Source organism: Escherichia sp. XD33 (assembly GCF_019375075.1).
GTDB lineage: Bacteria > Pseudomonadota > Gammaproteobacteria > Enterobacterales > Enterobacteriaceae > Enterobacter > Enterobacter flexneri_A.
The window spans coordinates 19,247-29,936 of record NZ_JAENDM010000051.1 but is presented as its reverse complement, the minus strand read 5'-3'; the positions used below and the strand labels follow the sequence as shown (position 1 = coordinate 29,936).

Annotated in this window: 10 protein-coding genes and 1 other annotated feature; of the genes, 5 read left to right on the top strand and 5 right to left on the bottom strand. The window is 49.7% G+C overall.

Features of this window, described 5'->3' with window-relative positions; all coding sequences use genetic code 11:
• Nucleotides 1-415: 415 nt before the first annotated feature.
• From clpB to rluD, 3 genes are all read right to left on the bottom strand, one after another.
• On the bottom strand, nucleotides 416-2,989 hold the full coding sequence (gene clpB, locus K0778_RS20855) for an ATP-dependent chaperone ClpB (RefSeq protein WP_001235102.1): 2,574 nt from the start codon (nucleotides 2,987-2,989) through the stop codon (nucleotides 416-418).
• 129 nt (nucleotides 2,990-3,118) lie between these two features.
• Nucleotides 3,119-3,850 (bottom strand): purine nucleoside phosphorylase YfiH, encoded by a 732-nt coding sequence (gene yfiH, locus K0778_RS20850; RefSeq protein WP_000040169.1) that lies wholly within the window; start codon nucleotides 3,848-3,850, stop codon nucleotides 3,119-3,121.
• Nucleotides 3,847-4,827, bottom strand: coding sequence for a 23S rRNA pseudouridine(1911/1915/1917) synthase RluD (gene rluD / locus K0778_RS20845; RefSeq protein WP_000079100.1), 981 nt, complete (start codon nucleotides 4,825-4,827; stop codon nucleotides 3,847-3,849). Before rluD ends, yfiH begins: the two co-directional genes overlap by 4 nt.
• Before the next feature lie 134 nt (nucleotides 4,828-4,961).
• On the opposite strand from rluD, the gene bamD reads away from it, so the two are divergent.
• From bamD to pheA, 4 genes are all read left to right on the top strand, one after another.
• On the top strand, nucleotides 4,962-5,699 hold the full coding sequence (gene bamD, locus K0778_RS20840; RefSeq protein ID WP_000197686.1) for an outer membrane protein assembly factor BamD: 738 nt from the start codon (nucleotides 4,962-4,964) through the stop codon (nucleotides 5,697-5,699).
• 270 nt (nucleotides 5,700-5,969) lie between these two features.
• The gene (raiA, locus tag K0778_RS20835; RefSeq protein ID WP_000178456.1) at nucleotides 5,970-6,311 is read left to right on the top strand and encodes a ribosome-associated translation inhibitor RaiA; all 342 of its coding nucleotides are present in this window, start codon (nucleotides 5,970-5,972) and stop codon (nucleotides 6,309-6,311) included.
• A gap of 102 nt (nucleotides 6,312-6,413) precedes the next feature.
• Nucleotides 6,414-6,539, top strand: a sequence feature (Phe leader region).
• Entirely contained in the window at nucleotides 6,415-6,462 is a 48-nt protein-coding gene (gene pheL / locus K0778_RS20830) for a phe operon leader peptide (protein ID WP_010723158.1), read from the top strand. It overlaps the preceding feature by 48 nt.
• A gap of 21 nt (nucleotides 6,540-6,560) precedes the next feature.
• The gene (gene pheA / locus K0778_RS20825; RefSeq protein ID WP_000200120.1) at nucleotides 6,561-7,721 is read left to right on the top strand and encodes a bifunctional chorismate mutase/prephenate dehydratase; all 1,161 of its coding nucleotides are present in this window, start codon (nucleotides 6,561-6,563) and stop codon (nucleotides 7,719-7,721) included.
• 42 nt (nucleotides 7,722-7,763) lie between these two features.
• Here pheA and tyrA read toward each other — a convergent pair whose 3' ends face one another.
• Nucleotides 7,764-8,885, bottom strand: coding sequence for a bifunctional chorismate mutase/prephenate dehydrogenase (gene tyrA / locus K0778_RS20820; RefSeq protein ID WP_000225229.1), 1,122 nt, complete (start codon nucleotides 8,883-8,885; stop codon nucleotides 7,764-7,766).
• 10 nt (nucleotides 8,886-8,895) lie between these two features.
• Entirely contained in the window at nucleotides 8,896-9,966 is a 1,071-nt protein-coding gene (aroF, locus tag K0778_RS20815; RefSeq protein WP_001168037.1) for a 3-deoxy-7-phosphoheptulonate synthase AroF, read from the bottom strand.
• Nucleotides 9,967-10,175: 209 nt separating this feature from the next.
• Between aroF and K0778_RS20810 the strand changes: the two genes are divergently transcribed.
• Complete coding sequence (locus K0778_RS20810; protein ID WP_000976004.1) at nucleotides 10,176-10,541, top strand: DUF2799 domain-containing protein; 366 nt, start codon at nucleotides 10,176-10,178, stop codon at nucleotides 10,539-10,541.
• The last annotated feature ends 149 nt before the right edge of the window (nucleotides 10,542-10,690 follow it).

The window sequence follows — 10,690 nt, the reverse complement described above, 5'->3', positions numbered from 1 at the left end:
TTCGTAATGAATTACGTGTTCACTCTTGAGACTTGGTATTCATTTTTCGTCTTGCGACGTTAAGAATCCGTATCTTCGAGTGCCCACACAGATTGTCTGATAAATTGTTAAAGAGCAGTACCGCTTCGCTTTTTCTCAGCGGCGCGGGGTGTGCATAATACGCCTTCCCGCTACAGAGTCAAGCATTTCTTTGCTTTTCTCTATTGAGATTCTCAGGAGAACCCCGCTGACCCGGCGGCGTGTTTGCCGTTGTTCCGTGTCAGTGGTGGCGTATTATAGGGAGTTATTCCGGCCTGACAAGCGAAAAATATAAAAACTTTATCGTTCGCTCACTTTTCAGGCAAAACATCTTAAATATAGTCTTTTCCGTCTAACTTATAGACAAAAACGAGCCCCGAAGGGCTCGTTTTATCATTTACTGGACGGCGACAATCCGGTCTTCATTAACTTCCAGGCGAATCACTTTACCCGGAACCAATTCACCAGACAGTATTTGCTGTGCCAGCGGGTTTTCGATCTGCTGCTGAATTGCACGTTTCAGAGGACGTGCACCATAGACCGGATCGTAACCGTTCTCGCTCAGCAGTTTCAGCGCCTCGTCAGAAATGTGGATTTCATAACCACGTTCTTCCAGACGTTTGTACAGACGTTTCAACTGAATCTGCGCAATCGAGGCAATGTGCTGTTCACCCAGCGGATGGAAGACCACCACTTCATCGATACGGTTAATGAATTCCGGACGGAAGTTATGGCTTACCACACCGAGCACCAGCTCTTTCATGTGCGCATAATCCAGTTCACCGAAGCGTTCCTGAATCAGATCGGAACCGAGGTTAGAGGTCATAATGACGACCGTATTACGGAAGTCGACCGTTCTCCCTTGCCCGTCAGTCAGACGCCCATCATCCAGTACCTGCAACAGAATGTTGAAGACATCCGGATGCGCTTTTTCCACTTCATCCAGCAGGATGACGGAATACGGACGACGACGCACCGCTTCGGTCAGGTAGCCACCTTCTTCATAACCGACATATCCCGGAGGCGCACCAACCAAACGAGACACCGAGTGTTTCTCCATAAACTCGGACATATCGATACGGACCATCGCCTCGTCGCTATCAAACATAAAGTTCGCCAGCGCCTTACAAAGCTCTGTTTTCCCCACACCAGTTGGGCCGAGGAACAGGAATGAACCAATCGGGCGATTTGGATCCGCCAGCCCCGCACGGCTACGACGAATAGCGTTAGATACCGCATCAACCGCTTCGTTCTGACCAATTACGCGATGGTGCAGTTCTTGCTCCATACGCAGCAGTTTTTCGCGCTCGCTTTCCATCATGCGAGAAACCGGAATCCCCGTCCAACGCGCCAGCACTTCAGCAATTTCGGCGTCGGTCACTTTATTACGCAACAGACGCATAGTTTTGCCTTCGAGCTGCGTTGCGGCTTCCAGTTGCTTTTCCAGTTCCGGGATTTTGCCGTATTGCAGTTCAGACATCCGCGCCAGGTCCCCCACACGGCGAGCCTGTTCAATAGCGATTTTCGCCTGTTCCAGTTCCGCTTTAATGGTCTGCGTACCAGAAAGCGATGCCTTCTCTGCTTTCCACTCTTCTTCTAACTCGGAGTACTGACGTTCTTTGTCGCTCAGTTCTTCGTTGAGCATATCCAGACGTTTTTTACTGGCTTCATCAGACTCTTTCATTAACGCCTGTTGTTCCAGTTTGAGCTGGATGATACGACGATCGAGTCGGTCGAGTTCTTCTGGTTTTGAGTCAATCTGCATACGAATGCTGGATGCTGCTTCATCGATCAGGTCGATGGCTTTATCCGGCAGCTGACGGTCAGCAATGTAGCGATGAGACAACGTCGCCGCTGCAACAATTGCCGGGTCAGTAATTTGCACATGGTGGTGCAATTCGTAACGTTCTTTCAGGCCACGCAGAATCGCAATGGTATCTTCAACAGAAGGCTCGGCAACAAACACTTTCTGGAAACGACGTTCCAGCGCAGCATCTTTTTCAATGTACTGGCGATATTCGTCAAGCGTCGTGGCACCTACGCAGTGCAATTCACCACGCGCCAGCGCCGGTTTCAGCATGTTTCCGGCGTCCATTGCGCCATCGGCTTTACCCGCGCCGACCATGGTATGTAATTCGTCGATAAATAGGATGACGTTGCCTTCCTGTTTGGCAAGATCGTTAAGCACGCCTTTTAAACGTTCTTCAAACTCACCGCGATATTTCGCCCCAGCCACCAGCGCGCCCATATCCAGCGCCAGTACCCGGCGGCCTTTCAACCCTTCCGGCACTTCGCCGTTGATAATACGCTGCGCCAGACCTTCAACGATGGCAGTTTTACCGACGCCGGGTTCACCAATCAGTACCGGGTTATTTTTAGTACGACGTTGCAGCACCTGAATGGTACGGCGAATTTCTTCATCACGACCAATCACCGGATCGAGTTTGCCCTGTTCGGCTCGTTCGGTAAGGTCGATGGTATATTTTTTCAAAGCCTGACGTTGGTCTTCAGCACCTTGATCGTTCACGCTTTCACCTCCACGCATTTGTTCAATCGCTTGAGTAATGTTGGCGGTGGTCGCCCCTGCTGCTTTCAGGATGTCGGCCAGCGTGCCGCGAGACTCAAGTGCCGCCAGAACGAACAGTTCTGACGAGATAAAGTTATCACCACGTTTTTGCGCCAGCTTGTCGCAAAGATTAAGAACGCGCACCAGATCCTGTGATGGCTGGACATCACCACCAGTACCTTCAACCTGCGGTAAACGATTTAATGCCTGATTGATATCTGTGCGCAACTGGCCAGCATTTATGCCAGCGGATGTTAATAAAGGACTAACCGAACCCCCTTCCTGATTCAGCAGGGCGCTCATTAAATGAAGTGGTTCGATAAATTGGTTGTCGTGCCCGAGTGCAAGTGATTGGGCATCGGCAAGAGCAAGCTGGAATTTATTAGTAAGACGATCCAGACGCATAACTCCTCCCATAACGGATCAAAGTTGCTACTGGAGATTAAATGAGGTCATCCCTCAATTATTCAAGGTTATTGACCAGATTAATGTGAAAAGAAAATCACGCGTACCGGATCGTCTTGATTCTTTAGGTTATATCAGCCAAATGAAACTTGCCATACGACCGGTGGTCTTGTCGCGACGATAAGAGAAGAAAGTCTCATTTTCCGTATATGTACAACGGTCGCCGCCGAAAATTTGCTCAACACCCACGTTCGCCAGACGCTGCCGGGCAAGCTGATAAATATCCGCCAGATACTTATCACCATGCTGAATGAAAGCTGCACTTGCTTTAGCGTCTACTGCCATAAACGCCTCGCGAACCTCCCCCCCCACTTCGAACGCGCGTGGACCAATTGCCGGCCCTAACCAGGCGAGAATATTTTCCGGATTATCAGCAAAACAGGAAACCGTCTCTTCCAGCACGCCTGCGCACAGTCCACGCCAGCCAGCATGAGCGGCGGCGACTTCCGTTCCCGCTCGATTGCAAAACAGCACAGGGAGGCAGTCGGCAGTCATCACTGCGCAAACCGTGCCGGGCGTATTGCTATAAGAGGCATCCGCCCGTTTTGAGGCATAAGGTTCGCCAGTGAGCTTAAGCACATCTTTGCCGTGTACCTGCTCAAGCCAGACCGGTTTAGAAGGCAAATTGCCCGCAGCAAAAAGTCGCTTGCGATTCTCCTCAACGTGATCCGGGTTATCGCCACAATGGGCACCGAGGTTGAGTGAGTCATACGGGGGCAAGCTCACGCCGCCGATACGAGTGGAGCTACAGGCCGCAACACCTTTTGGCTGCGGCCACTGCGGGACAATCAGCTTACTCATAACCAGTCCACTTCATCCTTATGTTCTTCGAAATCGGCGCGCATCACCTCAATCAGCTCCACCATATCTTGTGGAATAGGCGCATGCCATTCCATTTCGATGCCGGAGATCGGGTGATAAAGACGCAGCATGGTTGCATGTAGCGCCTGGCGGTCAAACTTACGCAGCGTGGAGATAAATGCTTCCGAAGCACCTTTTGGCGGACGCGGACGGCCACCATAAACCGGATCGCCCACCAGCGGATGAGTGATATGGGCCATATGCACGCGGATCTGGTGCGTACGTCCAGTTTCCAGACGCAACCGCAGACGCGTGTGCACACGGAAGTGTTCCATGATGCGATAGTGAGTCACCGCTGGTTTGCCCATCGGATGCACCGCCATATGGGTACGTTTGGTCGGGTGGCGACTGATTGGCTCGTCCACCGTGCCACCTGCGGTCATATGACCAATCGCCACCGCTTCATACTCACGAGTAATTTCACGCCGTTGCAAAGATTCGACTAAACGCGTCTGAGCCGGAACGGTTTTTGCCACAACCATCAGGCCAGTGGTGTCTTTATCCAGACGATGGACGATGCCCGCACGCGGTACATCGGCAATGGGTGGATAGTAATGAAGCAACGCATTCAGTACCGTGCCATCCGGGTTACCCGCGCCAGGATGTACCACCAGGTCGCGCGGTTTATTAATGATAATAATGTCTTCATCTTCATAGACGATATCCAGCGGGATATCCTGCGGTTCAAAACGCGCTTCTTCTTCAATCTCAGCGTTGATGGCAACCTGCTCGCCACCCAATACTTTTTCTTTCGGCTTATCACAAACTTTGCCGTTAACCAGCACTCGCTGGTCGAGGATCCATTCTTTTATTCGCGAACGTGAATAATCCGGGAACATTTCGGCCAAAGCCTGATCTAAGCGTTGACCGAGTTGGTTTTCGGACACCGTTGCAGTGAGCTGTACTCGTTGTGCCATATATACTGCTTCTTCGTTTATCGTTGGGGTTTTACGGCTTTGCCGTTTAATATAGTGTGCTATTGTAGCTGGTCTTAACCGGGAGCAGGAACAGAGAATCTCCCGTATTACATTTTGAGGAAAGTCAAAACGTCATGACGCGCATGAAATATCTGGTGGCAGCCGCCACACTAAGCCTGTTTTTGGCGGGTTGCTCGGGGTCAAAGGAAGAAGTACCTGATAATCCGCCAAATGAAATTTACGCGACTGCACAACAAAAGCTGCAGGACGGTAACTGGAGACAGGCAATAACGCAACTGGAAGCGTTAGATAATCGCTATCCGTTTGGTCCGTATTCGCAGCAGGTGCAGCTGGATCTCATCTACGCCTACTATAAAAACGCCGATTTGCCGTTAGCACAGGCTGCCATCGATCGTTTTATTCGCCTTAACCCGACCCATCCGAATATCGATTATGTCATGTACATGCGTGGCCTGACCAATATGGCGCTGGATGACAGTGCGCTGCAAGGGTTCTTTGGCGTCGATCGTAGCGATCGCGATCCTCAACATGCACGAGCTGCGTTTAGTGACTTTTCCAAACTGGTGCGCGGCTATCCGAACAGTCAGTACACCACCGATGCCACCAAACGTCTGGTATTCCTGAAAGATCGTCTGGCGAAATATGAATACTCCGTGGCCGAGTACTATACAGAACGTGGCGCATGGGTTGCCGTCGTTAACCGCGTAGAAGGCATGTTGCGCGACTACCCGGATACCCAGGCTACGCGTGATGCGCTGCCGCTGATGGAAAATGCATACCGTCAGATGCAGATGAATGCGCAAGCTGAAAAAGTAGCGAAAATCATCGCCGCAAACAGCAGCAATACATAACAGAAACCTGAAACACAAAACGGCAGCCCTTGAGCTGCCGTTTTTTTATTCTGTCAGTTGTGAAACTGAAGCGATTTAGTCGCTATCGATCTCATCAAATATGGCTCGCTTTGAGATATTCCTCAAGTAAAAAAACATCTCTTCCTGCGATTTCTCACAAAAAAGATTCGTTGACAAAAAGTGACAAAATTATGAGATTTTCATCACACATTTTGACATCAGGAACGGTATGCTGAATTCACCAAGACGGGAAGACAAGAGGTAAAATTTATGACAATGAACATTACCAGCAAACAAATGGAAATTACTCCGGCCATCCGCCAACATGTCGCAGACCGTCTCGCCAAACTGGAAAAATGGCAAACACATCTGATTAATCCACATATCATTCTGTCCAAAGAGCCACAAGGGTTTGTTGCTGACGCCACAATCAATACACCTAACGGCGTTCTGGTTGCCAGTGGTAAACATGAAGATATGTACACCGCAATTAACGAATTGATCAACAAGCTGGAACGGCAGCTCAATAAACTGCAGCACAAAGGCGAAGCACGTCGTGCCGCAACATCGGTGAAAGACGCCAACTTCGTCGAAGAAGTTGAAGAAGAGTAGTCCTTTATATTGAGTGTATCGCCAACGCGCCTTCGGGCGCGTTTTTTGTTGACAGCGTGAAAACAGTACGGGTACTGTACTAAAGTCACTTAAGGAAACAAACATGAAACACATACCGTTTTTCTTCGCATTCTTTTTTACCTTCCCCTGAATGGGAGGCGTTTCGTCGTGTGAAACAGAATGCGAAGACGAACAATAAGGCCTCCCAAATCGGGGGGCCTTTTTTATTGATAACAAAAAGGCAACACTATGACATCGGAAAACCCGTTACTGGCGCTGCGAGAGAAAATCAGCGCGCTGGATGAAAAATTATTAGCGTTACTGGCAGAACGGCGCGAACTGGCCGTCGAGGTGGGAAAAGCCAAACTGCTCTCGCATCGCCCGGTACGTGATATTGATCGTGAACGCGATTTGCTGGAAAGATTAATTACGCTCGGTAAAGCGCACCATCTGGACGCCCATTACATTACTCGCCTGTTCCAGCTCATCATTGAAGATTCCGTATTAACTCAGCAGGCTTTGCTCCAACAACATCTCAATAAAATTAATCCGCACTCAGCACGCATTGCTTTTCTCGGCCCCAAAGGTTCTTATTCCCATCTTGCGGCGCGCCAGTATGCTGCCCGTCACTTTGAGCAATTCATTGAAAGTGGCTGCGCCAAATTTGCCGATATTTTTAATCAGGTGGAAACCGGCCAGGCCGACTATGCCGTCGTACCGATTGAAAATACCAGCTCCGGTGCCATAAACGACGTTTACGATCTGCTGCAACATACCAGCTTGTCGATTGTTGGCGAGATGACGTTAACTATCGACCATTGTTTGTTGGTCTCCGGCACTACTGATTTATCCACCATCAATACGGTCTACAGCCATCCGCAGCCATTCCAGCAATGCAGCAAATTCCTTAATCGTTATCCGCACTGGAAGATTGAATATACCGAAAGTACGTCTGCGGCAATGGAAAAGGTTGCACAGGCAAAATCACCGCATGTTGCTGCGTTGGGAAGCGAAGCTGGCGGCACTTTGTACGGTTTGCAGGTACTGGAGCGTATTGAAGCAAATCAGCGACAAAACTTCACCCGATTTGTGGTGTTGGCGCGTAAAGCCATTAACGTGTCTGATCAGGTTCCGGCGAAAACCACGTTGTTAATGGCGACCGGGCAACAAGCCGGTGCGCTGGTTGAAGCGTTGCTGGTACTGCGCAACCACAATCTGATTATGACCCGTCTGGAATCACGCCCGATTCACGGTAATCCATGGGAAGAGATGTTCTATCTGGATATTCAGGCCAATCTTGAATCAGCGGAAATGCAAAAAGCATTGAAAGAGTTAGGGGAAATCACCCGTTCAATGAAGGTATTGGGCTGTTACCCAAGTGAGAACGTAGTGCCTGTTGATCCAACCTGATGAAAAGGTGCCGGATGATGTGAATCATCCGGCACTGGATTATTACTGGCGATTGTCATTCGCCTGACGCAATAACACGCGGCTTTCACTCTGAAAACGCTGTGCGTAATCGCCGAACCAGTGCTCCACCTTGCGGAAACTGTCAATAAACGCCTGCTTATCGCCCTGCTCCAGCAACTCAATCGCCTCGCCGAAACGCTTATAGTAACGTTTGATTAACGCCAGATTACGCTCTGACGACATAATGATGTCGGCATAAAGCTGCGGATCCTGAGCAAACAGTCGCCCGACCATCGCCAGCTCAAGGCGGTAAATCGGCGAAGAGAGCGCCAGAAGTTGCTCAAGCTGAACATTTTCTTCTGCCAGGTGCAGCCCGTAAGCAAAAGTAGCAAAGTGGCGCAGTGCCTGAATAAACGCCATATTCTGATCGTGCTCGACGGCGCTAATACGATGCAGCCGAGCGCCCCAGACCTGAATTTGCTCCAGAAACCATTGGTATGCTTCCGGTTTACGTCCATCACACCAGACCACAACTTGCTTTGCCAGGCTACCGCTGTCCGGACCGAACATCGGGTGTAGCCCCAGCACCGGACCATCATGCGCCACCAGCATGGCCTGTAATGGCCCATTTTTCACTGATGCCAGATCGACCAGAATACAATCTTTCGGTAAAGGCGGTAATTTGCCAATAACTTGCTCAGTAACGTGGATTGGCACACTAACAATCACCATTCCGGCATCGGCAACAATATCAGCCGCTCGATCCCAGTCATGTTGCTCCAGAATCCGCACCTGATAACCCGAGAGGGTCAGCATCTTCTCGAACAGGCGTCCCATCTGACCGCCACCGCCGACGATAACCACCGGACGCAGTGACGGACAAAGTGTTTTAAATCCTTTGTCGTTTTCACTGGAGTAAGATTCACGCATCACCCGACGCAAAACATCCTCAATCAGATCTGGCGGTACACCCAGAGCTTCCGCCTCTGCACGACGCGAGGCCAACATAGATGCCTCGCGCTCCGGAACATAAATAGGCAGTCCAAAGCGGCTTTTCACCTCGCCCACTTCAGCAACCAGTTCCAGACGCTTCGCTAATAAATTCAGCAGCGCTTTATCGACTTCATCAATTTGATCGCGTAATGCGGTCAATTCAGCAACCATAATAAACCTCTTAAGCCACGCGAGCCGTCAGCTGCCCGTTCAGATCCTGATGAATTTCACGCAGCAAGGCATCGGTCATTTCCCAGCTAATGCAGGCATCGGTTACGGATACACCGTATTTCATTTCACTGCGCGGTTGCTCGGAAGACTGATTGCCCTCGTGGATATTACTTTCGATCATCAGACCAATAATTGAGCGATTGCCATCTTTGATTTGAGCAACCACGGATTCTGCCACCGCAGGCTGACGGCGATAATCTTTATTGGAATTACCGTGGCTGCAATCTACCATCAGAGACGGGCGCAGTCCCGCCTGTTCCATCTCTTTTTCACATTGCGCAACATCCGCAGGGCTATAGTTCGGCGCTTTACCACCGCGCAGGATCACATGGCCGTCCGGATTCCCCTGAGTTTGTAGCAACGCAACCTGCCCTGCCTGGTTAATGCCAACAAAACGGTGCGGCTGGGCGGCGGCGCGCATAGCGTTAATTGCTGTTGCCAGACTGCCGTCGGTGCCGTTTTTAAAACCAACCGGCATGGAAAGCCCGGAAGCCATTTCACGGTGAGTTTGCGATTCCGTTGTACGAGCACCAATTGCTGACCAGCTAAACAGATCGCCCAGGTATTGCGGGCTATTCGGATCTAACGCTTCCGTCGCCAGTGGCAGTCCCATATTCACCAGCTCAAGCAGCAATTTACGCGCGATCTGCAGCCCGGCTTCTACATCAAAAGAGCCATCCATATGGGGATCGTTAATTAACCCTTTCCAGCCGACAGTGGTACGGGGTTTTTCAAAATAGACGCGCATTACCAGATAGAGGCTATCGCTGACCTCTGCGGCAAGGGCTTTAAATCGACGAGCATATTCCAGAGCAGTTTCCGGATCATGAATGGAACAAGGACCACATACTACCAGCAGACGAGGATCGCGCCCGGCGATAATATCTGAAATGCTTTTACGCGAGTCAGCAATCTGGGCTTCTTGTTGCAGGCTCAATGGAAAAGCGGCCTTCAGTTGTTCCGGAGTCATTAAAACCTGTTCGTCGGTAATATGTACGTTATTCAGCGCGTCTTTTTGCATGATGGCGATCCTGTTTATGCTCGTTTGCGATAGTTGATCCTCAGCGAGGATGACGTAACGATAACACATAAAGTAAAGTTTTCAATCCATATTTCGTACATTTTTATTTACACAGGCAATTTAGTCGCGCTTTCAACCCTTACCTCTGTATAGATAAATTTACACTCCCTTTGAAAACAATCCGCTATGCTTTGAAAAAGGAGAAAGAAATGATGAAAAAGTTTATCGCCCCCTTGTTGGCTTTACTGGTTAGCGGATGTCAGATTGATCCTTATACTCACGCGCCAACCTTGACCAGCACCGACTGGTATGATGTCGGTATGGAAGATGCGATATCGGGCAGCGCCATAAAAGATGACGATGCATTTAGCGATTCACAGGCGGATCGCGGTCTATACCTTAAAGGATATGCCGAAGGACAAAAGAAAACTTGCCAGACCGATTTTACTTATGCCCGAGGACTTTCCGGTAAAAGCTTTCCTGCCAGCTGCAACAATGTTGAAAATGCCAGCCAACTGCATGAAGTATGGCAAAAAGGGGCTGATGAAAATGCCAGCACAATACGATTAAATTAATTAAAACCCCACAAATAAATTAAACATAAGATTTTACTCATTGTGTTTTATTTCTCACATTGATGACGGTCGCATGAAAAAATGATATTTTAATGAGCATTCTGAAAAAATATCGATGCATTTCGAGCGAAGATGGTGGGGATCCCTGA

What these genes read in the sequence shown, in the direction of transcription:
- bamD (WP_000197686.1), top strand. Translation starts at nt 4,962, where the DNA reads ATGACGCGCATGAAATATCTGGTGGCAGCCGCCACACTAAGCCTGTTT.
- aroF (WP_001168037.1), bottom strand. Translation starts at nt 9,966, where the DNA reads ATGCAAAAAGACGCGCTGAATAACGTACATATTACCGACGAACAGGTT.
- rluD (WP_000079100.1), bottom strand. Translation starts at nt 4,827, where the DNA reads ATGGCACAACGAGTACAGCTCACTGCAACGGTGTCCGAAAACCAACTC.
- clpB (WP_001235102.1), bottom strand. Translation starts at nt 2,989, where the DNA reads ATGCGTCTGGATCGTCTTACTAATAAATTCCAGCTTGCTCTTGCCGAT.
- pheA (WP_000200120.1), top strand. Translation starts at nt 6,561, where the DNA reads ATGACATCGGAAAACCCGTTACTGGCGCTGCGAGAGAAAATCAGCGCG.
- tyrA (WP_000225229.1), bottom strand. Translation starts at nt 8,885, where the DNA reads ATGGTTGCTGAATTGACCGCATTACGCGATCAAATTGATGAAGTCGAT.
- raiA (WP_000178456.1), top strand. Translation starts at nt 5,970, where the DNA reads ATGACAATGAACATTACCAGCAAACAAATGGAAATTACTCCGGCCATC.
- K0778_RS20810 (WP_000976004.1), top strand. Translation starts at nt 10,176, where the DNA reads ATGATGAAAAAGTTTATCGCCCCCTTGTTGGCTTTACTGGTTAGCGGA.
- yfiH (WP_000040169.1), bottom strand. Translation starts at nt 3,850, where the DNA reads ATGAGTAAGCTGATTGTCCCGCAGTGGCCGCAGCCAAAAGGTGTTGCG.